Annotated in this window: 1 protein-coding gene; it reads right to left on the bottom strand. The window is 75.1% G+C overall.

The features are described from left to right. Positions 1 to 2 precede the first annotated feature (2 nt). Entirely contained in the window at positions 3 to 26,894 is a 26,892-nt protein-coding gene (locus ACZ63E_RS44485) for a type I polyketide synthase (RefSeq protein WP_465342364.1), read from the bottom strand.

Here is a 26,894-nt window from a genome sequence, read left to right as displayed (position 1 = left end):
GGTCAGGTGGCCTCGCCGTCGAGTGCCGCGCGGACCAGGTCGTCGACCGACATGCCGTCGAAGTCGGCGGCCTCGTCCCCGGCCGGGTCGGGCCCGGCCAGGCGGCGCAAGGTGTCCAGCACGCCGCTTTCCCGCAGGCGCGCCGGGGAAACGGCCGCGAGCAGGGCCCGCAGCTCGGTGTCGACGTCGCCGGGGTCCTGCTCGTCACCGGCGAGCTGCCGCACCAGGTCGGCGGCGAGCACGGCCGGGGACGGCTGGTCGAACACGAGGGTCGCGGGCAGGTCGAGCCCGGTCGCCGCGGCTAGCTGGTTGCGCAGTTCGATCGCGCTCAGGGAGTCGAACCCGAGCCCGGAGAACGGCCGCTCCGGGTCGACCGCGTGCGGCCCGGTGAACCCGAGCACGGCGGCGACCTGGGTGCGGACGACGTCGAGCGCGGCCTTCTCGCGGTCGGCCGGTGGCAGCTTGCCCAGCCGCTCCCGCAGCACCGCGCCCGCGGTGACCGGCGCTTCCGCGGTGAGGCGGTGGTACTCCGGCAAGTCGGTCAGCAGCGGGGCCGGCCGGGCCGCGGTGAAGGCGCGCAGGAACGTCGCGTGGTCGATGTCGGCGACCACCGGGGCCGCGTCGGTCGCGAGCACGACCTGCGCGAACGCGGTGAGCGCCAGCTCCGGCGGCACCGGGCGGGTGCCGGTGCGCTGGGCCCGGGCCGCCGCGTCGGCGGTCTCGGCCATGCCCGCCCGCCAAGCGCCCCAGGCGATCGAGGTGCCCGGCAGGCCGTCCGCGCGCCGCTGTTCGGCGACGGCGTCGAGCACAGCGTTCGCCGCGGCGTAGTTGGCCTGGCCGGCGTTGCCGACCGAGCTGGACGCCGAGGAGAACAACGCGAAGACATCGAGGTCCAGGTCGCGGGACACCTGGTCGAGCACGAGCGCCGAAGCGGCCTTCGCCGCGAAGACGCTGTCGAACCGGTCCGGGCCGTAGCCTTCGAGCACGCCGTCGTCGAGTACGCCGGCCGCGTGGATGACCGCGGTGACGTCGGGCGTGAGCAGCTCGCGGACGGCGGCCGGGTCGGTCAGGTCGCACGCGACGACCGAAGCCCGCGGGCCGAGGTCGGCCAGCAGCGCGACGGCGTCGGGGGTGTCCGGGCCGCGGCGGCCGGTGAGCACGACCCGCGCGGCGCCTTCGCTGAGCACCCACCGGGCGACGTGCTTGCCGAGCGCGCCGGTGCCACCGGTGACGACCACGGTGCCGCGCGGCTGCCACGCCCGTGCCGGCGGTCCGGCCGGGGCGCGCACGAGGCGCCGGGCGAACGTGCCCGCCGCCCGCACCGCGACCTGGTCCTCGGTCCCGGCGAGCACCGCGCCCAGCCGGGCGAAAGCGTGGTCGTCGAGGCCGGCGGGCAGGTCGGCGAGACCGCCCCAGCGCTGCGGCTGCTCCAGCGCCGCGACGCGGCCCAGGCCCCACAGCGCGGCCTGCGCGATCGAGGTGACCCGGTCCGACGGCACGGCGGTGACCGCGCCGCGGGTCAGGCACCACAGCCGGGCCGCGCTGCCGGTGCCGGCGAGGGCCTGCAGCAGCGCGGTGGTGGCCGCGGCGCCCGCGGTCGGGGTGGATTCGTCCAGGCCCAGCAGGGAAACCACGCCGGTGACATCGGCGCGTTCCACGCTCTCGGGGCCGGTGAACTCCACCAGTTCGGCGCCGAGCGCCTGGACGACTCCGGCGACCCACGGGTCCTCGGCGAAGCCGGCGGGCACGACGACCAGCCACGTCCCGTCCGGCACCGCACCCGGAGCGCCGCCGAGCGGCTTCCAGGCGACGCGGTACCGCAGTTCGTCCACAGTGGACTGCTGCGCGCGCCGGTGCTGCAGGTCCAGCAACGCGGGCAGCACGGCGTCGAGCGCGGCGGGGTCGACGTCGATCTCCTTGGCGAGCACGTCGGCGTCCAGGCCGGACAGGAAGTCCGGCGTGACGGTGACCGCCGGGGTGTCCGGCCAGAAGCGCTCGTGGTGGAACCGGTAGGTGGGCAGGTCGACCGGGCGCGCCCCGTCGAACAGGCCCGCCCAGCCGACCGGCGTGCCCGTGACATCGAGCCGCGCGAGGGCCGAGACCAGCGTCGGCGCGTCTTCGCGGCCGGCGCGCAGGGCGGCGGTGACGGTGGCGGACTCGCCGGTGAGCGTCCGGGTCAGCGCCGCGAGGGTGCTGTCCGGGCCCAGTTCGAGGTACTTGGTGACGCCGAGGCCGTCGAGCGCGGCGACGGCGCCGGCGAACAGCACCGGCCGGCGGACGTGGTCGGCCCAGTACTCCGGCGTGCCCAGCTCGTCGGTGACCGGAGACGCGGTGACGGTGGACACGACCGGGAGCGCCGGCGGGGCGAACTGCACCCCCGCGGCGATCCGCCCGAACTCGTCCCTCATCGCGTTCATATGCGACGAGTGAAACGCGTGGCTGACCCTTAAAAGTCTAGACTTTCGGCCCCGGGCCGCGACCAGGTCCGCGACCTCGGCCACCGCGTCGGTGTCACCGGAGACGACCACCGCCTCCGGCCCGTTGACCGCGGCGATCGACAGCGGGCGGCCGGCGATCAGCTCGTCCGCTTCCGCTTCGGTGACCTGCAGCGCGGCCATCGCCCCGCCGGGCAACTCCTGCATGAGCCGGCCGCGGGCGGCGACCAGCCGGGCCGCGTCGGCCAGCGACAGCACCCCGGCCGCGTGCGCGGCGGCGAACTCGCCGATCGAGTGGCCCGCCAGGTGGTCGGGCCGCACGCCCCACGACTCGACGAGCCGGTAGAGCGCGACCTCGACGGCGAACACCGCGGGCTGCGACCACCGGGTCTGCGCCAGCAGGTCGGCGTCGTCGCCGAAGACGACGTCACGCAGCGAGCCGGGCAGCTCGAGGTCCAGGTGCGCGCAGGCCTCGTCGAACGCGGCGGCGAACACCGGGAACCGCTCGTACAGGTCGCGGCCCATGCCCGGGTACTGCGAACCCTGGCCGGAGAACAGGAACGCGAGCTTCCCGGTCGCCGGCTTGCCGGTGTGCACCAGCGGCGACGGCGTCCCGGCGGTGAGCGCGCCGAGCCCGGTCAGCAGCTCTTCCCGGTCCCCGGCCACGACGACCGCGCGCGACTCGAACCAGGCGCGGGTCGCCGCCGCCGAGAAGGCGACGTCGGACAGCGCGAGCTCGGGGTGCGCGACCAGGTGGTCGCGCAGGGCGCGGGCCTGGGCTCGCAGGCCGTCGTCGCCGCGCGCGGACAGCCGGACCGGCACGGTCGCGGGGGCCCCGGCCGGGCGCGGCTCGGCCGGCGGCGCCTGCTCCAGCACCAGGTGGGCATTGGTGCCGCTGGCGCCGAACGCGGAGATCCCGGCCCGGCGCGGGTGCCCGGTCTCCGGCCACGGCGTGCTCTCGGTGAGCAGCGCGACGCGGCCCGCCGACCAGTCGACGTGCTCGGACGGCTTGTCCACGTGCAGGGTCTTCGGCAGCAGCCCGTGCCGCATGGCCAGCACCATCTTGATCACCGCGGCCGCGCCGGCTGCCGCCTGGGTGTGGCCCAGGTTGGACTTCACCGAGCCGAGCAGCAGCGGCCGTTCGCGCTCGCGGCCGTAGGTGGCCAGCAGGGCCTGCGCCTCGATCGGGTCGCCGAGCTTCGTGCCCGTGCCGTGCGCTTCGACGGCGTCCACTTCGGACGGCGCCAGCCCGGACACGGCCAGGGCGCGCTTGATCACGCGTTGCTGGGCCGGGCCGCTGGGCGCGGTGAGCCCGTTGGACGCACCGTCGGAGTTGACCGCCGAACCCCGCACCACGGCGAGGATCCGGTGCCCGTGGCGGCGCGCGTCCGACTGGCGTTCCAGCACGATCATGCCGACACCTTCGGACCAGCCGGTGCCGTCGGCGGCGTCGGCGAAGGCCTTGCAGCGCCCGTCCGCCGACAGCGCGCCCATCTCGCCGAACTCGACGAACCCGGTGGGGCTCGACATCACCATCACCCCGCCGGCGACGGCGAGGGAGCACTCCCCCGCCCGCAGCGCCTGGGCGGCCAGGTGCAGCGCGACCAGCGACGACGAGCACGCGGTGTCGATGCTCACCGACGGGCCTTCCAGCCCGAAGGTGTAGGAGACGCGGCCGGAGAGCAGGCTGGCGGCCTGCGCGGTGGCCTGGTGGCCGGGGGTGTCGGTGGGCGGGGTGTAGTCGCCCGAGCCGCCGCCGATGTACACACCGGTGTCGCCGCCGCGCAGCCCGGTGGCGTTGATGCCGGCGCGTTCGAACGCCTCCCAGGCCACTTCGAGGACGAGCCGCTGCTGCGGGTCCATCACGATCGCTTCGCGCGGTGCGATGCCGAAGAAGCCGGGGTCGAACTCGGCCGCGTCGTGCAGGAAGCCGCCTTCCTTGGCGGCGCTGCTGCCGGGGCCGTCCCCGGTCAGCGTGGCGAGGTCCCAGCCGCGGTCGGCGGGGAAGCCGCCGACGACGTCCCGCTCGTCGACGACCGCCCGCCAGAGGTCCTCGGGTGAGCCGATGCCGCCGGGGTAGCGGCAGCTCATGCCGACGATGACGACCGGGTCGTCCCCGAGCGCCGCCGGGGCGGCTTCGGTGGTGACTTCTTCGTCGCCGAAGAGCTCGGCGAGGAGGAACGTGGTCAGCTCGCGCGGCGTCGGGTGGTCGAAGACCAGCGTCGCCGGCAGCCGCAGCCCCGTCTCGGCACTCAAGGCCGTGCGCAGGTCCATCGCGGTGAGCGAGTCGAAGCCCAGCGCGGAGAACGCGCGGTCGGCTTCGATCCGGTCGGTGCCGGTGTGCCGCAGCACGGTCGCGGCCGCCGTCCGGACCAGCTCCAGGACGACGTCGGAGCGCTCGCCCGGCGGCACGTCGCGCAGGCCGGGCCCGGTCGCCGGAGCCGGGGTGAACAACGGTGACAGCAAGGGGCTCGGGCGAGGCGCGGTGAACGCCGGGCCGAAGCGGTCCCACCGGACGTCGGCGACAACCGTGGTGAGGTCGGCCGACCGCACCGCGGCGAGCAGCGCGGTGGTCGCGGCGGCCGGGTCGAGCACGGGCAGCCCGCTGTCCCGCAGGTGGGCTTCGTCCTCACCGGCGCCCGCCCAGGCCGAGAAGGCGACCACGGTCGCCGGTTCCCCGCGGTCCCGCCGCTGCCGGGCGAAGGCTTCCAGCTCGGCGGCCTCGGCGGCTTCGTCCCCGCGGCCGCGCACACCCCAGACCCCGGCGACCGAGGTGAGCAGGACAAACGCTTCGAGCGGCCACTCGGCGTACCGCCGGGCCTCTTCGAGGCTTCCACTGTGGACGACCGCGTCCGGCGGTCCCGCCAGTGCGGCCGGATCACGGACGACGTCGACGCCGGGCAGGTGGTCCGCGAGGAGCGCGGCCGGGCCGTCACCCGTGACGAGCACGGTGCCGCGCGGCTCCCAGCGTTCCCCGCCCGCGGTGGCGCGGGTCAGGCGGCGGCCGTAGCTCCCGGCCGCACGGACGGCGACCTGGTCTTCGTCCCCGCCGAGCACCGCGCGCAGCCGGGCCGCGGCGCGGGTGTCCAGCTCGGCCGGGACGTCGACGAGCCCACCCCAGCGCATCGGGTCGTGCAGCGCCGCGACCCGGCCGAAGCCCCAGAGCGCGGCCTGGCCGTCGACGCGCTCGGCCGGGTTGACGGCGACGGCGCCGCGCGTAACGCACCAGACCGGGACGTCGACCTCGGCGAGCAGTTCCCTTGTTCCCGCAACGGTTTCCCGCAGCGAAACGACGAGGTCGGCGCCGGCCAGGTCGCGGCCGGCCCCGAGGGCTTCGGTGACCCGCTCGGCCCACTCGGCGTCGTCGCCGGGGACGACCACGATGTTCGCGGGCTTCGGCTCGGCGACGGTGACCGGCTGCCAGGTGATCCGGTAGCGCAGGCTGTCGGCCGCGGCGGCCTCGGCCTGCTTGCGCCGCCAGGCGGCGAGAGCGGGCAGGACCGCGTCGACCGCGGCCGGGTCGACGGCGAGCTGCTCGGCCAGCCCGGCGGTGTCGGCGCGGTCGACCGAGGCCCAGAAACCGTCGTCGGCCGGGCCGCCGGTGACCACCTCGGGCCAGTGGCGCTCGTGCTCGAAGGGGTAGGTCGGCAGCTCGGCGCGGCGGGCGCCGGTGCCGGCGAACCACGCGGCCCAGTCCGGGTTCACGCCCGCGGTGAACAGCGTGCCCAGCGCGATGGCCGCACTGTCCTCTTCGGACCAGCCACGGCGCGCCAGCGGCACGACCAGGCGATCGTCGACCAGCGGCGCCAATGCGGCGTCGGGCCCGACCTCGACGAACAGCGACACCTCGGCCAGCCGGTCGAGGGCATCGCCGAAGCGGACGGTCTCGCGGACGTGGCGCACCCAGTACTCCGGGTCGGTGACGTCGCCGCCGGTGACCAGCGGGAGGACCGGCGGCGCGAACCGCAGTCCGTTGACGACGGTCCGGAAGCCGTCCAGCATCGGGTCCATCAGCGGCGAGTGGAAGGCGTGGCTGACGCTGAGCCGCCGTCCCCCGCCGAAGGTCCCGGCCACCGCCAGCACGGCGTCTTCCTCGCCGGAGAGCACAACGGACTCCGGGCCGTTGACCGCGGCGATCGCCACCCCGTCGGTCAGCCGCGCGCGAACGTCCTCCTCGGACACTCGCAGCGCGACCATCGCGCCGCCCTCGGGCAGCTCCTGCATCAGCCGGGCGCGGGCGGCAACCAGCGTGGCTGCGTCTTCCAGCGAGAACACCCCGGCCACGTGGGCGGCGGCGACCTCGCCGATCGAGTGCCCGGCGACGAAGTCCGGGCGCACACCCCACGACTCCAGCAGCCGGAACGCGGCGACCTCGAACGCGAACAACGCGGGCTGGGCCCAGCCGGTCCGGTTCAGCTCGGCCGCGTCCTCGCCCCAGGCGACGTCGCCCAGCGCCGTCCCGAGGTGCGCGCAGACCTCGTCCCAGGCGTCGGCGAACACGGGGTACCGCGCGTACAGCTCGCGGCCCATGCCCAGGCGCTGGGCGCCCTGGCCGGAGAACAGGAACGCGGTGACCCGCTCGCGGGCCACTCCCCGGCTCACGACCTCGCCGCCGACCAGCACCGCACGGTGGTCGAGCGCGGCCCGGCCGGTGGCCAGGGTGAACCCGGTGTCGAGCGCCTCGCCGTCCACAGTGGACAGCAGCTCGTCCAGCGCCGTCTCGGACCGCGCGGACACGGGCCACGGCACCACCGCGGGCGCGGTCCCCGTGACCGCATCACGGGCGGGCGGGGCTTCCAGGATGACGTGCGCGTTCGTGCCGCTGACCCCGAAGGACGACACGGCCGCACGACGCGGACGGGCCGTCTCCGGCCACGCGGTCGCCTCGGTGACCAGGTCCAGGGACCCGGCCGTCCAGTCCACATGGGACGACGGCGTGCCGACGTGCAGCGTCTTCGGCACCACGGCGCGGCCGAGGGAAAGCACCATCTTGATCACACCCGCGGCGCCCGCGGCGGCCTGGGTGTGCCCGAGGTTGGACTTCACCGACCCCAGCAGCACCGGCGTCTCGCGGTCCTGGCCGTAGGTCGCCAGCAGCGCTTGGGCCTCGATCGGGTCACCCAGGGTGGTGCCCGTGCCGTGTGCCTCGACGACGTCGACGTCCGAAGTGGACAGACCGGCGTCGGCCAGTGCCGCGCGGATCACGCGTTGCTGCGAAGGGCCGTTCGGCGCGGTGAGGCCGTTGGAGGCGCCGTCCTGGTTGATCGCGGACCCGCGCACCACCGCGAGGATCTCGTGGCCGTGCCGGAGCGCGTCGGACTGCCGCTCGACGACGAACACCCCCGCGCCTTCCGACCAGGCCGTGCCGTCGGCGTGGTCGGAGAACGCCTTGCACCGGCCGTCGCCGGCGAGGCCACCCTGGGCGTCGAACTCGGTGAAGGAGAACGGGCTGGTCATCACGGTGACCCCGCCGACCAGCGCCAGGGAGCACTCGCCGTCGGCCAGCGCGCGGGCCGCCCAGTGCAGGGCGACCAGCGACGACGAGCACGCCGTGTCGACCGTGACGGCCGGGCCCTCCAGGCCGAGGGTGTAGGACAGCCGTCCGGAAAGGACACTCGCCGTGGTGCCGGTGGCCATGTGCCCGGCGACATCTGCGTCGGAGTTGAGCAGCACTCCGGTGTAGTCCTGGCCGTTGGTGCCGACGAACACACCGGTGTCGGTGCCGCGCAGGCTCGCCGGGTTGATGCCTGCGTGCTCCAGCGACTCCCACGACGTCTCCAGCAGCAGGCGCTGCTGCGGGTCCATCGCCAGGGCTTCCCGCGGGGAGATGCCGAAGAAGCCGGCGTCGAACCCGGCGGCGTCGGGCAGGAACCCGCCGTGGCCGTCACCGAGCTTCCCCAGGTCCCAGCCGCGGTCGGCCGGGAACGGCCCGATCGCGTCACCGCCGTCTTCCAGGAGCTGCCAGAAGGTGCGCGGCGAAGTGATGCCGCCGGGGAAGCGGCAGCCGATGCCGACGATCACGATCGGGTCGTCCGCGGTGGCGCGGGTGGTGCCCAGGACCGGGACCGGCGTGTCGGCGCCGAGCAGTTCGCCGAGCAGGAACGCGGTCAGCACCCGCGGGGTCGGGTGGTCGAACACCAGCGACGACGGCAGCGCGAGCCCGGTCGCCGCGCCGATGCCGTTGCGCAGTTCGACCGCGGTGAGCGAGTCGAACCCGAGGTCGGCGAACGCGGCGTCCGGGGCGACCGCGCCGGCGTCGGCGTGGCCGAGCACCATGGCGACCTGCGTGCGCAGCAGGCCCAGCAGGTGCTTCTCGCGGTCCGCGGCCGGCAGCCCGGCCAGCGTGCCGCGCAGGTCGCCGCGCTCCCCAGCTTCCCGCGCCTCGCTGAGCACGGCCTTGGCGCGCGGCAGGTCGGCCAGCAGCGGGAACGGCCGGCCGAGGGTGAAGGCGGGCACGAACCGCGTGAAGTCGATGTCCGCGACGAGGATCTCGGTGTCGCCGGCGCCGATCGCGCGCCGCATCGCGGCGACGGCCCGGTCCGGTGGCAGCAGCGCGAGCCCGCCGCGGCCGACGCGGTCCTGCACCCCCGCCTGGCCGCCGAGCATGCCGGCGCCCGCCCACGGGCCCCACGCGATCGACGTCGCGACCCGGCCGGCGGTCCGGCGGCGCGCGGCGAGCGCGTCGAGGTGGGCGTTGGCGGCCGCGTAGTTGCCCTGCCCGGCCGCGCCGAACGTGCCGGCGGTCGAGGAGAACAGCACGAACGCGTCGAGGTCGAGGTCCGCGGTCAGCTCGTCGAGGTGCTCCGCGCCGCGGCACTTGGCCGCGAACACGGTCTCGAACTGCTCGGCGGTCAGCGAGCCGGTGGTGCCGTCGTCGACCACGCCGGCGGTGTGCACCACGGCGGTCAGGTCCGGGATCGCCTCGATGACCCGGGCCAGCGCGTCGCGGTCGGAGACGTCGCAGGCCTTGACGGTCGCATTCAGCTCGGCGGCCAGTTCGGCTGCCCCCGGTGCGTCCAGGCCGCGGCGGCTGAGCAGCACGAGGTGCTCGGCGCCCGCGTCGGCGAGCTGCCGCGCGACCTCCGCGCCGAGGCCGCCCGTGCCGCCGGTGACCAGCACCGTGCCCCGCGGGGTGTAGTCCGTTATACGGCCCGCGGGTGCGGTGGTGAGGCGGCGGGCGAAGACGCCCGAGGGGCGGATGGCGACCTGGTCTTCGTCGCCGATCCCGCGCAGGACGGCGAAGAGGCGGCCGACCGCGCGGGTGTCGAGGACCTCGGGGAGGTCGACGAGCCCGCCCCAGCGGTGCGGTTGTTCCAGGCCCAGTACCCGGCCGAGGCCCCAGAGCGCCGCCGCGCGCGGGTCGGGCGCGGGGTCGGCCGCGCCGGTGCTGACGGCGCCGCGGGTGGCCCACCACAGCGGGGCCCGGTCGCCGACCGCTTGCGCGAGGCGCAGGGATTCGGCGGGGTCGGTCAGCAGCGAGAGCACGTGGTCGGCTTCGATCAGCTCGGCGTCCGGCTCGACACGGGTACCGCCGACGGCTTCGGCGACCGACTGTGCCCACGGGTCGTCGTGGGCCACGACGAGCACGCGGCTCGGCGCGGCGGGCTCGGTGCGGACCGGGCGCCAGACCACGCGATAGCGCCAGTCGTCCACTTCGGACTCTTCGCGCACGCGGTGGCGCCAGGCGGTGAGCGCGGGCAGGACGGTGCCGAGCGCGTCGCGGTCGACGTCCAAGGTGGACGACAGCTCTTCGACGTCCGCGGCTTCCAGCGCGGTCCAGAAGCCGGTGTCGGCCTCCGGCGCCGTGGGCGCGGGCTCCGGCCAGTAGCGGGACCGCTGGAACGCGTACGTCGGCAAGTCGACCCGGCGGGCGCCGGTCCTGGCGAAGAACGCGGCCCAGTCGGGCCGGTAGCCGCGCGTGTGCAGGTCGCCGAGCACCGCGGCGACGGTCTCCTCCTCCGGCCGGCCCTTGCGCAGCAGCGGTTTTGCGTCGGTCATCGCCGACAGCACCGCGTCCGGCCCGAGCTCGACGTACGCGGTGACGCCGGCTTCGTCCAGGGTCGTGACCGCGTCGGCGAACCGGACGGCTTCCCGGGCGTGCCGGACCCAGTAGTCCGGGCCGTCGGCGAGGTCCGCGCCGGCGACGGTGGAGACGAACGGCAGTTCCGGCGCGGAGAAGGTGAGCCCGGCAATGGCTGCGCGGAACTCGGCCAGCATCGGCTCCATCAGCGCGGAGTGGAACGCGTGGGAGACCGTCAGCCGGCGGGTCTTTTCGAACCGCTCCGCGAAGGCGAGCACGGCGTCCTCGGGCCCGGAGACCACAATGGACTCGGGCCCGTTGACCGCGGCGATGTCGACGTCGTCAGGGAGCTGGGCGCGGACGTCGGCCTCGGTCGCGCGGACCGCGACCATCGCGCCGCCGCCAGGAAGGGCCTGCATGAGCCGGCCGCGGGCCTGCACCAGCGTGGCCGCGTCGGCCAGGGACAGCACCCCGGCGACGTGCGCGGCGGCGATCTCGCCGACGGAGTGCCCGGCGACGTGATCAGGCCGCACGTCCCACGACTCCAGGAGCCGGACCAGCGCGACCTCGATCGCGAACAGCGCGGGTTGCGCGTGACGGGTTTCGTTCAGCAGGGCGGCTTCCGGCGTGCCCGGCTCGGCGAAGAGCAGCTGCCGGTCCAGCTCGAGGTGCGCGAGGACCTCGTCGAGGGCCTCGGCGAACACCGGGAACCGCTCGTACAGCTCACGCCCGGCGCCGGGCCGCTGGCTGCCCTGGCCGGTGAACAGGAACGCCGTCGTGGGCCGGGCGGTCGAGGTGCCACGCAGGACGTGCGCGGCGGGTTCGTCCTCGGCGATCGCGGCGAGTCCACTTCGGACTTCTTCGGCCGTCGCGGCGAGGATCACCGCGCGGTGGCTCAGGTCGGCGCGCGCGGTGGCCAAGGTGAAGGCGAGGTCGGCGGGCTCGGCCGGCCACGCCCGGAGGCGGGCGGCCTGGGCGCGCAGGGCTTCCGGGGTCCGGGCCGAGACCACCACGGGCACGGTCCCAGGCACCACCGGTTCCGGCTCTTCGGCGACAACCGGCGCGGGGGCCTGCTCCAGTACCGTGTGGACGTTCGTGCCGCTCAGCCCGAACGAGGACACGGCGGCCCGCCGGGGTTCACCGGTCTCCGGCCAGTCGGCGGCTTCGTCGAGCAGCCGGATCGCCCCGCCGGACCAGTCGATGTGCGACGACGGTGTGCCCGCGTGCAGGGTCTTCGGGAGCACGCCGTGGCGCATCGCCATGACGAGCTTGACCACCCCGGCGATGCCCGACGCCATCTGAGTGTGGCCGAGGTTGGACTTGACCGAGCCGAGCAGCAGCGGCCGCTCGCGGTCGCGGCCGTAGGTGGCCTGCAGCGCCTGGACCTCGATCGGGTCGCCGAGCGGGGTGCCGGTGCCGTGCCCCTCGACCGCGTCGATGTCCGAAGTGGACAGCCCGGCGCTCGCGAGGGCTTGGCAGATCACGCGTTGCTGGGACGGGCCGTTCGGGGCGGTCATGCCGTTGGACGCGCCGTCGGAGTTCATCGCCGAGCCGCGGACGACCGCGAGGATCTCGTGGCCGTTGCGCTGGGCGTCGGACAGGCGCTCGACGAGCACCAGCCCGACCCCCTCGGCGAGGCTCATGCCGTCGGCGTTGTCGGAGTAGGCCTTGCAGCGGCCGTCGGGCGCCATCGCGCGCTGGCGGCTGAACCCGATCCACGGCGCCGGGGTGGCCATCACGGTGACGCCGCCGGCGAGGGCCAGCTCGGATTCACCCGAGCGCAGCGACTGGCACGCCAGGTGCAGCGCGACCAGCGACGACGAGCACGCCGTGTCGAGCGTGACGGCCGGGCCTTCCAGCCCGAACAGGTACGCGATCCGGCCGGAAAGGACACTCGACACCGCGCCGGTGATCATGTGGCCTTCGGAGCCCTCGGCCGCGTTGAGCACGGTCGAGCCGTAGTCCTGGTAGCTGGCGCCGACGAACACGCCGGTCCGGCTCCCCCGCGCCGCGGCCGGGTCGACCCCGGCGCGTTCGAAGGTCTCCCAGGCGACTTCCAGCAGCAGGCGCTGCTGCGGGTCCATCGACAGCGCCTCACGCGGCGAGATGCCGAAGAACCCCGCGTCGAAGTCCGCGACGCCGTCGAGGAAACCACCGAGCGTCGAGTAGGTCTTGCCGCTGCGGTCGGGGTCGGCGTCGAACAGCCCGGCGTTGTCCCAGCCGCGGTCCGGCGGGAACGACGAGATCGCGTCGCCACCGCCGATGACCAGTTGCCACAACGCTTCCGGTGAAGTCACGCCGCCGGGGAACCGGCAGCTCATGCCGACAATGGCGATCGGCTCGTCGACGGCGGTGGCCGCGACGACGGTCTCTCCAGCCACCGGACCATCCACTGTGGACAGGATGAAGCCGGCGAGGGTGGCCGCGTTCGGGTAGTCGAACACCACGGTGCTGGGCAGGCTGAGGCCGGTCACGACCTCGAGGCGGTTGCGCAGGTCGACCGCGGTGAGCGAGTCGAAGCCCAGCTCGCGGAACGCGCGGTCGGCCTCGACGGCGTCCCCGCTCGGGTGCCCGAGCACGGCGGCCGCCTCGGCCCGCACGAGGTCGACGACGAGCCGGCGGCCGGCGGTCGCGGGCAGCGCCCGGACCCGGCTCGCGAACGCCGAGGCGTCGGCGGTGTCGTCGGCCGTCGCGGCGAGCCGCCGGACCGCGGGCAGCTCGGAGAACAGCGGGCTCGGCCGCACCGACGTGAACACCGGGTGGTAGCGGTCCCAGTCGAGGTCGGCGATGAGCAGGGAGGTCTCGTCGTCGGCGAGCGCGCGCTTGAGCCCGGCGAGCGCGAGCCGGGGTTCCATGAACCGCAGGCCGCTGCGCAGGATCCGGCCGGGGTCGACCCGGCCCAGCTCCCGGTCGTCGGCCCAGATGCCCCAGGCGACGGTGGTGGCGGGCACCCCGCGGGCGCGCCGCTGCTCGGCGAGCGCGACGAGGTGGGCGTTGGCCGCGGAGTAGGCGCCGTGGTCCCCGCTGCCCCACAGGCCGGCGGTCGAGGAGTACAGCACGAAGTGCTCGAGCTCGCCTTCGTCGAGGAGCTCGTCGAGGACGCTGTCGAGGTTGGCGGCGCCGGTCACCTTGGCGTCGAGAACCTCGGCGAAGGCGGCCGGGGTGGTGCCGGTGAGCGGAGCGAGCGCGATGTGGGCGGCGGTGTGCACAACGGTGGTGATCCGCCGGCCCTCGCTCTTCAGCCTGGTGATCAGGCCGGCGACGGCGTCCCGGTCGGTGACGTCGAGCGAGACGACCTCGGCCGAGGTGCCGAGCTCGTCTCGGAGCGCTTGGGCGTTGGGCGCGTCGGGACCGCGGCGTCCGGTGAGCACGAGGTGCTCGATGCCTTCGGCGGCGAGCCAGCGGGCCAGGTGCGGGCCGAGGGTGCCGGTCCCGCCGGTGATGACGGCGGTGCCGTGGGCGCGGTAGGCCCGCCGCGGCGTGTCTTTGACCGGGGCGGGCACGAGCCGCCGCGCGAAGGCACCCCCTGAGCGGACGGCGAACTGGTCTTCGTCCCCGGCCCCGGCTAGCACCGCGACGAGCCGCCGGGCGGCGGCGGAGTCGAGGGTTTCGGGCAGGTCGACGAGCCCCGCCCACTGCGCGGGGTGTTCGAGGGCGGCGGACCAGCCGAGGCCGTGGACCTGGGCTTGCGCGGGGTCGCGGACGGGGTCGGAAGGCCCGGTGGAGACGGCCCCGCGGGTAAGCGCCCAGACGCGCGGAGCAGGCTCGCTCCCGGCGACGGCTTGGACGAGCGAGAGGGTGCGGAGGAGGCCGCGGTCGAGCCCGGGGTGGTCGGTCGGAGTGTGGTCGGTGGCGAGGAGGGAGACGATCCCGGTGATGCCTTCGAGATCCCCGGGCGCGGGATCTGGGGAATCGGCCGAGCCACCCGCTCCGAGCGAAGTGGCATCCTCGGCACTGGCCGAGCCGCGCGAGGCGAGCGCGGCGACATCCTCGGAACCGCCCAGGTCAGCGGCGCCGAGCAAAGTGACATCCCTAGAACCGCCCAAGCCGCCCGCGCCAAGCGCCGCGGCCAGATCCTCACGGCCGATCTGGTCTTCGCCGAGCACCACCGTGCGCACCTCGGCGCCGTGGCCGCGCAGGGTCTCAGCGATCTCCTCTTCACCCTCCACGCCGGTGCCGAGCACCAGCCAGGTGCCGGACAGGGTCGTCCCGGCCGGGCGGACCGGGCGCCACGTGATCCGGTAGCGCCAGGCGTCCACCGTGGACTCTTCGTCGCGGCGGGCGTGCCATGCCGACAACGCCGGCAGCAGGTCGTCCAAAGCGGACTGCTGGCGATCGTCCAGGTCGAGCAGGTTCGTCAGCCCCGCCCGGTCGTCGCGGGTGATGGCCTGCCACAGCTCGTCGTCGGCCGGCGCGGTGGGAGCTGGAGCTTCGTCGATGGCCCAGTAGTGCTCGTGCTGGAACGCGTAGGTCGGCAGGTCCACGCGGCGGCCGCCGGTGAGCGTGTCCGCCCAGTCGACCGCCACCCCTCGCGTGTGCGCCTCGGCGAGGGACTTCAGGAACCGGTCGGCGCCGCCGTCGTCGCGGCGCAACGTGCCGAGCGCCGTGACCGGGACGCCGGCCGTCTCGGCCAGCTCCCCGATCGCCATGCCGAACACCGGGTGCGGGCTCGACTCGACGAACACCGCGTGCCCGTCGGCGACCGCGGCCGCCAGCGCCGCCGCGAACTCGACCGTGCCGCGCAGGTTGCGGCACCAGTAGTCACCGGTCAGCTCCCCCGGCTCGACGAGGCCGCCGGTGACCGTCGAGTAGAACCGGACGCCGGTGTCGCGCGGGGACACCGGGGCCAGCAGCTCGGCCAGCTCGGCCGCGATCCCGTCGACCTGCGGCGAGTGCGCCGCGAAGTCGACCCCGTCCAGCCGCCAGCGCATCAGCCCGGCCTTGGCCAGCCGGACCTCGAACTCCGCCAGCGCGGCGGGCTCGCCGGACACCGTCACCGAACGCGGCCCGTTCACCGCCGCGACGGCGATCCGGTCGGCCAGGTCGCCGATCAGCGCCCGCACTTCGTCGCCGCCCGCCACGACGGACAGCATCGCGCCGTGCCCGGACAGGCATTCGGCGATCAGCTTCGACCGCAGCGCCACCACGCGCGCACCGTCCTCAAGGGACAGTGCACCCGCGACACACGCAGCGGCGATTTCCCCCTGCGAATGCCCGATCACGGCGACCGGTTCGACGCCGTGCGCACGCCACAGCTCCGCCAGCGATACGAGCACAGCCCACAACACCGGCTGTACAACGTCAACGCGAGTCAAGGCGTCCTCGTGCAGCACGTCCCCCAGCGACCAGTCGACAAAGGGGTCGAGCGCGGCGGCGCACTCGGCCAGCCGGGCGGCGAACACCGGGGACGAGGTCAGGAGCTCACGGGCCATGCCCGGCCACTGCGAATCCTGGCCGGGGAAAACGAAAACCGGCGCGCCGGACCGCTTGGCCACACCCTGCACAAGCGCAGGATCGGCGGTGTCGCCGACGAGCGCGGTCAGGCCGCGCCGCAGGTCGGCGGCGTCTTCGCCGACCACCACGGCCCGGTGCTCGAACGTCCCGCGGGCGTGGGCGAGAGTCCAGCCGACGTCGACAGGGCGCGGGTCGTCGAGCAAGTCCAGCAGCCGCGAGGCCTGCGCCTTCAACGCGGCCGCGCTCTTCGCCGACAGCGGCCACACGACCGTTCCGGAGTGCGACGGCTCCGGCGCCGCATCGAGAGCGGGCGCCGCTTCGATGATCGCGTGGGCGTTGGTGCCGCTGATGCCGAACGACGAAACGCCGGCGCGGCGCGGGTGCCCGGTCTCCGGCCAGGCCGTCTCCTCGGCGAGCAGCTCGACCGCCCCGGCCGACCAGTCGATCTTCGTGGACGGCCGACCGACATGCAGCGTGCGTGGCAGCACACCGTGGCGCATAGCGTGCACCATCTTGATCAGGCTGGCGACGCCCGCGGCCGACTGGGTGTGCCCGATATTGGACTTCACCGAGCCGATCAGCAGCGGCCGCTCGCGGTCCCGGCCGTAAGTGGCCTGCAGCGCCTGGACTTCGATGGGGTCGCCGAGGGCGGTGCCGGTGCCGTGCGCGTCGAGAGCGTCCACTTCGGACGGTGTGAGCCCGGCGTTGGCCAGCGCCTGTCGGATGACGCGTTGCTGCGACGGGCCGTTGGGCGCGGTGAGGCCGTTGGACGCGCCGTCGGAGTTGACGGCGGTGCCGCGAACCACGGCCAGGATCGGGTGACCGAGCCGCTGAGCCTCGGAAAGCCTTTCCAGCACGAGCATCCCGGCGCCTTCGGCGAGCGACATGCCGTCGCCTTCGTCGGAGAACGCCTTGCAGCGGCCGTCGAAGGCGAGGGCCCGCTGGCGGCTGAACGCGACGAACGGGTCCGGTGACGCCATCACCGTGACGCCGCCGGCGATGGCCAGCTCGGATTCGCCGGAGCGCAGCGACTGGCACGCCAGGTGCAGCGCGACCAGCGACGACGAACACGCCGTGTCGACGGTGACCGACGGGCCTTCGAACCCGAACAGGTACGACAACCGTCCGGAAAGGACACTCGGGATGGTGCCGGTGACGAGGTGGCCCTCGGTGCCGTCGCCGGTGGCGACGCCGTAGTCCTGGAAGCTGGAGCCGACGAACACGCCGGTCCGGCTGCCCCGGACGGCGGCCGGGTCGACGCCCGCGCGTTCGAACGCCTCCCACGAGACTTCCAGCAGCAGCCGCTGCTGCGGGTCCATCGACAGCGCCTCGCGCGGCGAGATGCCGAAGAAGCCGGCGTCGAACTCGGCGGCGTTCTCGAGGAAACCGCCGAGCGTCGAGTAGGTCTTGCCGCCGCGTTCGGGGTCGGGGTCGAACAGGCCGGCGGCGTCCCAGCCGCGGTCGCCGGGGAACGACGAGATCGCGTCCACGCCGCCGGTGACCAGCGTCCAGAGTTCTTCGGGCGTGGTGACCCCGCCGGGGAAGCGGCAGCCCATGCCGACGATGGCGATCGGCTCGTCGGTGGCGCCGGTCGTCGCGACGACGGCGTCGGCGGTGCCCGAACCGTCGATCTCGGCCCGCAGGAACGCGACCAGCGCGAGCGGGGTCGGGTGGTCGAAGACGAGCGTCGCGGGCAGGGCGAGGCCGGTCGCTTCGGCGAGGTGACGGCGGAACTCGACGGCGGTGAGCGAGTCGAAGCCGAGGTCGCGGAAAGCGCGTTCTTCGGCGACGGCGTCCGCGGTGACGTGCCCGAGCACGGCGGCGGCTTCGGCGCGGACCAGGTCGAGCAGGGCGCGGTCGCGTTCGTCCTCGGACATCCCGGCGAAGCGGGCGGCGAAGGCGCTGACGACGGCACTCACCGGTTCGGGCCGGGCCTCGGCGAACGCGTCGAAGAGCCGGGTGGGGCGGGTGGCGGTGAAGACGGGCAGGAAGGTGTCCCAGGTGACGTCGGCGACCACGACGGTGGTGTCGTCCCGCACGAGGGCGCGTTCGAGCTCGGCGAGGGCGTTTTCGGTCGAGAGGAACCCGAGGCCGCGCCGGCTCAGCTGACCGGCGACGTGCTCGTCGGTGGCCATGCCCTCCTCCGCCCAGGCGCCCCAGGCGATGGAGGTCGCCCGGCGGCTGGTGGCGCGCCGGGCCTCGGCGAGGGCGTCGAGGTAGGCGTTCCCGGCGGCGTAGGCGGCCTGGCCCCCGCTGCCCCAGACGCCGGCGACGGAGCCGAAGAGCAGGAAGAAGTCGAGGTCGTGCCCGGCGAGCAGGGCGTCGAGGTGCGCGGCGCCGTCGGTCTTGGCGGCCGTGACGCGGGTCAGCTCGGCGAAGTCCGTGGTGTGCACGGGGTCCATCGCCTGCGCGACCCCGGCGGTGTGGACGACGCCGGTGAGGTCGGAGTGCTGCTCGAGCAGGGATTCGACGGCGGCGCGGTCCGCGACGTCGGCTTTCGCGATCGTGACGCGCGCCCCGGCGGCGGTGAGTTCTTGTTCGAGCTCGTCCGCGCCAGGCGCGTCGGACCCGCGGCGGCTGACGAGCACGAGGTGGTCGGCCCCGGCGTTCGCGAGCCACCGCGCGACGGACGCGCCGAGCGCGCCGGTGCCCCCGGTGACCAGGACGGTGCCGCGCGCCCGGAACCGGCCCGGAGCCTCGACCGGCCGGTACCGCACGACCCGGCGGCCGAAAGCGCCTTGGGCCCGCAGGGCGATCTGGTCTTCACCGGTGCCGGCCAGGACGGCGGCCAGGCGGCGAGTGGCGGGGAGGTCGAGGGTGGCGGGAAGGTCGACGAGGCCACCCCAGAGCGCGGGTTGTTCAAGCGCGACGGTGCGACCGAAGCCCCAGAGGCGTGCGGCGGCGGGATCGGGGGCGTGGTCACCGGGGGTGGCGACGGCGCCGGTGGTGAGGCACCAGAGGCGGAGGTCGAGGTCGGCATCGCCGAGGGCTTGGACGAGGGTGAGGAGATCGCGGAGGCCGCGGTCGTGCGGGGTCGGGAGGTGGATGACGCCTTCGGCGGGCCCGGCAGCGGCGAGCGCGGCGGCGAGGGTGGCGCGGTCGACGGCGGAGTGGTCGAAGGGCGGCACGGCGCCAGCTGCCTCGGTGGCTGCGGGGTCGCCGGCCGCCGACACTGCCTCGGCTGCGGGTTGCCCGGTGGCCGCGGGATCGCCGGCCGTGAGGGCCGCCGTCACGATGTGGGTCACCGTTGCGCCGTGGGCGGCCAGTGCGGCCTCGAGCTCGGCTCCCTCCTCCGCCGATGCCGTCACCAGCAGCCAACGGCCGCTCAACGCTGGGGTTTCCGCCGTCCGGAACGGGTGCCACTCCGTCCGGTACCGCCAGGACTTCGCCGTCTCCTCGGCCGCCCGGCGGTCGCGCCAGCCCGTCAACGCCGGGAGGAGCGTCTCCAGGGATGAGCGCTGCTCCTCCCCCAGGTCCAGCAACCCCGCCAGCTCCGACGCGTCGCCGCGGCCGATTGCCTCCCACAGCGGGCCCTCCGGCTGCTCCGCAACCCGCGGGGCAGCCGAAGCCCAATAGTGCTCACGCTGGAACGGGTACGTCGGCAACGAGACCACGCGCCCGCCGCCCAGGTACTCGCGCCAGTCCACCCGGCAGCCGCGCGTGTGCAGGGTCGCCAGCGCGGACAGAGCCGACTCCGGCTCCGGGCGGTCCTTGCGCAGCAGCGGCACCGTTCCGGGGCGGTCCAGCAGCGCCGACAGCGTGCCGTCCGGACCCAGCTCCAGGTACGTCGACGCCGCGTCCTCGACTGCCTCCGCGAACCGGACCGTCGTGCGCACGTGCTCGACCCAGTACTCCGGCGAACACACGTCGCCGTGAGAAAGGAAAGTCAGCGCCGGCGGGGAAAAAGTCAGCGGCGAGACCACCGCGCGGAACGCGTCCAGCATCGGGTCCATCAGGTGCGAGTGGAACGCGTGCGACACCGAAAGCCGCGTCGACTTGCCGAAGCGGGACGCGACCGCCAGCACGGCCTCCTCGACCCCCGACAGCACCACGGCCGAAGGGCCGTTCACCGCGGCGATGTCCACACCGTCCACAAGGGACGCGCGGACGTCCTCTTCGGACGCGCGCACCGCGACCATCGCCCCGCCGCCCGGCAGCGCCTCCATCAGCCGCGCGCGGGCGGACACCAGTGTGCACGCGTCGTCCAGCGACAGCACTCCCGACACGTGCGCGGCCGCGATCTCGCCGACCGAGTGCCCCGCGACGACGTCGGGGCGCACGCCCCACGACTCCAGCAGCCGGAACGCCGCCACGCCGAACGCGAACAGCGCCGGCTGCGCGTTGCCGGTCCTCTCCAGCGCGGCCGCGTCCGAACCCCAGACCACGTCACGGAGACCCGGGTCGCACCGGTCCAGCACGTCGGTGAACACGTCGGCGAACACCGGGAACCGCGCCGCCAGCTCGCGGCCCATCCCGAGCCGCTGCGCACCCTGGCCGGGGAAGACGAACGCGAGCCCGCCGCCGGTGACCACGCCGCTCACCACGCCGGGCGCCGGGGCGCCGGCCGCCAACGCGGCCAGCGCCGGCGCACGGTCCGCGCCGAGCACGACGGCCCGGTGTTCGAACGCCGTCCGCGTCGTCGCCAGCGACCACGCCAGGTCACCGCGCGGGAAGTCGAGCCGGGCCAGGTTCGCGGCCTGGGCCCGCAGCCCCTCGGCGGTCCGGGCCGAAAGCACCAGCGGCGCGTCTTCGAGCGTGTCGACGGCCGCCTGCTCGACGGCCGGGGCCGCTTCGAGCACGACGTGCGCGTTGGTGCCGCTGATGCCGAACGACGAGACGCCCGCGCGTCGCGGCCGGTCCGACGAAGGCCACGGCGTCGCGGCCGAAGCCAGCGACACCGCGCCTTCCGTCCAGTCCACATGGGACGACGGCTCGCCCGCGTGCGGTGAACCCGGCACCGTGCCGTGCTGCATCGCGAGGACCATCTTGATGATGCCCGCGACGCCGGCCGCGGCCTGCGTGTGCCCGATGTTCGCCTTCACCGAGCCGAGCAGCAACGGCGTCGAGCGGTCCTGCCCGTAGGTCGCCAGCAGCGCCTGGGCTTCGATCGGGTCACCCAGCGTGGTGCCGGTGCCGTGCCCTTCGACGACGTCGACGTCCGAAGTGGACAGACCAGACGTGGCCAGCGCCGCACGGATCACCCGCTGCTGCGAAGGCCCGTTCGGCGCGGTCAGGCCATTGGACGCGCCGTCGGAGTTCACCGCCGAGCCGCGCACCACGGCCAGGACGCGGTGCCCGTGCCGGCGCGCGTCCGACTGCCGCTCCAGCACCAGCACACCGACACCCTCGGACCAGCCGACACCGTCGGCGTCGTCCGCGTAGGACCGGCACCGGCCGTCGGGGGAAAGGCCGCGCTGGCGGGAGAATTCGACGAAGGAGTTCGGGGTGGACATCACCGTCACCCCGCCGGCGAGCGCGAGCGAGCACTCCCCCGAGCGCAGCGCCTGGGCCGCCCAGTGCAGCGCCACCAGCGACGACGAGCACGCCGTGTCGATGGTGACCGCGGGCCCTTCGAGGCCGAGGGTGTAGGCGACGCGGCCGGACACGACGCTGGCCGCCGTCCCGCTGCCCTGGAAGCCTTCGAAGTCGCCGCCGGCCAGCACCAGGCCGTAGTCGTGGTACATCACGCCGGCGAACACGCCGGTCGTGCTGCCGCGCAGGGTGCGCGGGTCGATGCCGGCGCGCTCGATCGCCGTCCAGGACGCCTCCAGCAGCAGGCGCTGCTGCGGGTCGGTGGCTTCGGCCTCGCGCGGGCTCATGCCGAAGAACGCGGCGTCGAACTCGCCCGCGTCGTGCAGGAAACCGCCTTCGCGGGTGTAGGACGTGCCGGGGTGGTCGGGGTCCGGGTGGTAGAGCGCGCCGAGGTCCCAGCCGCGGTTGACCGGGAACGGCGACGTCGTGTCGCGGCCCTCGGCCACCGCCGTCCAGAGGTCCTCCGGCGAGGTGATGCCGCCGGGGAAGCGGCAGCTCATGCCGACGATGACGACCGGGTCGTCGTCGGCGGCGGCCGTCCGGGTGCGGACCGGAGCGCCCGCGTCGGCGCCGAGCAGCCGGTCGCGCAGGTGGTCGGCGAGGGCGACCGGGGTCGGGTAGTCGAACGCCGTGGTCGCGGACAGCCGCAGGCCGGTCGCCGCGTCGAGGCGGTTGCGCAGCTCGACGGCGGTCAGCGAGTCGAAGCCGAGTTCGGCGAACGAGCGCGACGGCTCGACCGCCGCGGCACCGGCGTGGCCGAGCACGGCGGCGACCTCGCGGCGGACCAGGTCGGTCACCCGCGCGACCCGGCCGGCGTCGTCCAAAGTGGACAGCTGCTGCGCCAGCCGGCCGGCGCCCCCGGCGGCCCGTACCGCGCGGCGGCCGCCGGCCAGCGAGCGCAGCAGGGCGGGCGGGTCCGGCTGGGCGGCGAGCACCGGCAGGTCGAACCGGACCGGCACGACGGCCGGCTCCCCGGCCGCCAGCGCGGCGTCGAACAGGGCGAGCCCCTCGGCCTCGGTGAGCGCCGGGATGCCCAGCCGGGCGAAGCGGCCACCGGCGGCGCCCGCCATGCCGTCCCCGCCCCACGGGCCCCACGCCAGCGACACCGCGGGCAGTCCCGCGGCCCGGCGTTCCTGGGCGAGGGTGTCCAGGAACGCGTTGGCCGCGGCGTAATTGGCCTGGCCGGCCGCGCCGAGCGTGCCGGCGAGCGAGGAGAACAGCACGAACGCGTCGAGCTCGAGGTCGCGGGTCAGCTCGTGCAGGTGCCACGCGGCGTCGGCCTTCGGCGCGAACACCGTCGCGAGGCGGCCGGCGCCGAGGCGGTCGAGGAGCCCGTCGTCGAGAACACCGGCGGCGTGCACGACGGCGGTGAGCGGGTGCGCGGCCGGGATCCCGGCCAGCAGCGCGGCCAGCGCGTCGCGGTCGCTCACGTCGCAGGCGGCGACGGTGACGTCCGCGCCCAGCCCGGCCAGCTCGGTGACCAGGCCCTCGGGCGCGGCTCCGCGCCGGCTCACCAGCAGCAGGTGCCGGACGCCGTGGTCGCGCACGAGGTGCCCGGCGAGGGCGCGGCCGAGCTCGCCGGTGCCGCCGGTGACCAGGACGGTCCCGGCCGGGTTCCACTCCCCCGGCTCGCCGGTCGTCGTGCGCACCAGCCGGGGCGCGAGGATCCGCCCGTCACGGACCAGGAGCCGCGGCTCGCCGGTGGTCAGGGCCGTCTCGAGAACGTCCTCGGCGACCGGCTCGGCGGACTCGACCAGCACGAACCGGCCGGGGTGTTCTTGCTGCGCTGCCAGCACGAGCCCGCGCACGGCGGTCCCGGGCAGCCCGGCCGGGACGACCAGCGCCAGCCGGCGCGCGTCCTCGGTCAGCCGTTCGCGCAGCAGCTCCAGGGCCTCTTCCGCGAGCGCGCGGGCGGCTTCGGGTGGGGTGCCGTCCGGGACGGCCAGGGTGACGACGTCGGCGTCGGCGTCCGTGACGCCGGTGACGGGCTCGGTCCAGTCGACGCGGTGGATCCCGCCGCCGGTGACCGGGGCTTCGGTCACGATCGGGCGCACGATCAGCGACCCGGCCGTCGCGACGAGGTCGCCGTCCGGTGTGGTCAGTGCCAGCGCCAGGGTCTCGTCGCCGGTCTTGCGCAGCGTGACGCGCAGCGCGGTCGCGCCGACCGCGCGCACGGCGACGTCCTGCCACGAGAACGGCACCCCGCCCGGGCCGCCGAAGAGCGCCGCCGCGTGCAGCGCCGCGTCGAACAGCGCGGGGTGCAGGTCGAAGGTCTCGGCCTCGACGTCGTCGGGGAGCGCGACCTCGGCGAAGACGTCGTCGCCGGCCCGCCAGGCCGCCCGCAGGCCCTGGAACGCCGGGCCGTACTCGCGTTCGTCGTAGAAGCCGGCGAGGTCGACGGCCGTGGCGTCCGCGGGCGGCCAGGTCTCGAGAGCCGAAGCTGTGACGTCGAGGCGTTCGGCCAGCCGGCCGACGGCGTGCGAGGTCCAGCTGACCTCGCCGTCGGGGCGGGAGTGCACGGCCACCGGCCGGCGGCCTTGCTCGTCGGGGGCGCCGACCCAGACCTGCACGACGACCCGCTCCGCGCCGAGCACCAGCGGGCGGGTGAGCGTCAGGTCTTCGACGTCCGGGCAGCCGGTCTCGGCGCCGGCGCGCACGGCCAGCTCCAGCAGCGCGGTGCCGGGCACGACCACCGCGCCGCCGACGCGGTGGTCGGCGAGCCAGGCGTGCGTGCCCGCGTCCAGACGGCCGGTCAGCAGCAGGCCGCGGGCGTCGGCGACCTCGACCGCCGTGCCCAGCAGCGGGTGGTCGACGCTGCGCAGCCCGGCCGAGCGCAGGTCGCCGCGGCCGCGGCCGGTGTCGCGCGGCCAGAACCGCTGCCGCTGGAAGGCGTAGGTGGGCAGGTCGACCCGGGTGGCGGTGCCGGCGAAGAAGGCGGGCCAGTCCACGGCGACGCCGTCACCGTGCAGCCGGCCGAGCGCCTCGGCGACGGCGGTGGTCTCGTCGCGGTCCTTGCGCAGCACCGGCACGGCGAGCGCGCCGGGCACCTCGACCAGCGGCGTCAGCGCGGCTTCCGGCCCCACCTCGACGAACCGGTTCACTCCCGACCCGGCCAGGCGTGCGAGGACGTCACCGAAGCGGACGGTGTCGCGGACGTGCCGCACCCAGAACTCCGGGTCGGTGACGTCGCCCGCCGTCTCCAGCGGCACCGACGGCTCGGTGAAGGTCAGTCCCGAGACCACCTCGCGGAACGCGGGCAGCATCGGGTCCATCAGGTGCGAGTGGAACGCGTGGGAGGCGCGCAGTCGCGTCGTGCGCTCGAACCGCGCGGCGATCGCCAGGACGGCATCCTCCACACCGGACACCACCACGGCCGAAGGCCCGTTCACCGCCGCGATGTCCACACCGTCCACAAGCGACGCGCGAACGTCCTCTTCGGACGCGCGCACGGCGACCATCGCGCCCCCGGCGGGCAACGCGCCCATCAGGCGGGCGCGGGCCGAGACCAGCGTGCAGGCGTCGTCGAGGGAGAGCACACCCGCGCAGTGGGCGGCGGCGATCTCGCCGGCCGAGTGCCCGGCGAGCACGGCGGGCCGCACACCCCACGACTCCAGGAGACGGAAGAGCGCGACCTCGACGGCGAAGATCGCCGGCTGGGCCCGGGCGGTGTCCGCGAGCCGCGCGGCGTCGTCACCCCACACGACGTCCCGCAGCCCGGGCTCGAGCCGGGCGAGGACGTCGTCGAACGCCGCCGCGAACACCGGGTACGCGGCGTGCAGCGCGCGGCCCATCCCGAGCCGCTGGGAACCCTGGCCGGTGAACAGGAACGCGGTCCGGCCCTTCACCCGCGGCGCGCCGAACGCGGTCAGCTCCCGTAGCGACTCCGCGACCGCGGCGGGCTCCGAACCGACCACAGTGGACCGGACGTCGAACGCCGTGCGCGCGGTGGCGAGCGAAAACCCGACGTCGGCGAGCGGAGCGCCCCGGTCGAGCAGCTCGGCCAGCCGCGCGGCCTGCGCGCGCACCGCGTCCTCGGACCGGCCCGAGACCACGATCGGCACCGGCCGCGTGACACGCTCGGGAGCCGGTTCCTCCGCGGCCGGGGCCTGCTCGAGGATCACGTGCGCGTTCGTGCCGCTCAGCCCGAACGACGAAACGCCGGCGCGGCGCGGTTCGCCGGTCTCCGGCCACGGCGTCGCGGCGGTGGCCAGCTCCACGCGCCCGGCGGTCCAGTCCACATGGGACGACGGCGTGTCGACGTGCAGCGTCGGCGGCACGAGGCCCGCGCGCATGGCCAGCACGACCTTGATCACCCCGGCGACCCCCGCGGCGGCCTGGGTGTGCCCGAAGTTCGACTTCACCGAACCGAGCAGCAGCGGCGCCGGCCGGTCCTGCCCGTAGGTCGCCAGCAGCGCCTGCGCCTCGACCGGGTCGCCCAGCGTGGTGCCGGTCCCGTGCGCCTCGACGACGTCGACCTGAGCGGGCGCGAGCCGGGACGCCTTCAGCGCCTCGCGGATCACGCGCTGCTGGGAAGGCCCGTTGGGCGCGGTGAGGCCGTTCGTGGCGCCGTCGGAGTTGACCGCGCTGCCGCGGACCACGGCGAGCACCGGGTGGCCGTGGCGGCGGGCGTCGGAAAGCCGTTCCAGCACCAGCACGCCCGCGCCCTCGGCCCAGCCGGTGCCGGCGGCGGAGTCGGCGAACGAGCGGCAGCGGCCGTCCGGGGACAGCCCGCCCTGGCGGCTGAACTCCACGAACGTCGTCGGCGCGGACATCACCGTGACCCCGCCGGCCAGGGCGAGCTCCGACTCCCCCGCGCGCAGCGACTGCGCGGCCAGGTGGATCGCGACCAGCGACGACGAGCACGCGGTGTCCACGGTGACCGCCGGGCCGACCAGGCCGAGGACGTAGGCCAGCCGGCCGGACAGCACGCTGTTCGTGTTGCCGGTCAGGAGAAAGCCTTCGGACGGGCCCGCCGCGCCGGTCAGGTACTCCTGGGCCATCGCCCCGACGAACACGCCGGTCCGGGTGCCCTTCAGCGTCGCGGGCACGATCCCGGCGCGTTCGACCGCCTCCCACGCCGTCTCGAGCAGGATCCGCTGCTGCGGGTCCATTTCGGCCGCTTCCCGCGGCGAGATGCCGAAGAACCCCGCGTCGAACTCGGCCGCGTCGAGCAGGAAACCGCCGGACATCGCCGCCTCGCCGCCGTCCGCGGCGAGCGCGCCGAGGTCCCAGCCGCGGTCGGCCGGGAGCCCGGTGACGCCGTCGCGCCCGGAGCTCAGCAGCTCCCAGAAGTCCTCGGGCCCGGCGACCCCACCGGGGTAGCGGCAGCCGACCCCGACGATCGCGACCGGCTCGGCCGCGCGGCTCTCCAGTTCCTCCAGCTTCTGCTGGGTGCGCACGAGGTCCGCGCTCGCCCGCTTGAGGTAGCTCCGGAGCTTCTGTTCGTTGTCCAT

The organism is Amycolatopsis sp. NPDC104819 (assembly GCF_055583145.1).
Note: the sequence above shows the minus strand (reverse complement) of the source record. Positions and strands in the feature narration are given on the sequence as shown.

Excerpts from the sequence above, each read along its gene's own strand:
- ACZ63E_RS44485 (WP_465342364.1), bottom strand. The coding sequence starts at position 26,894 with ATGGACAACGAACAGAAGCTCCGGAGCTACCTCAAGCGGGCGAGCGCG.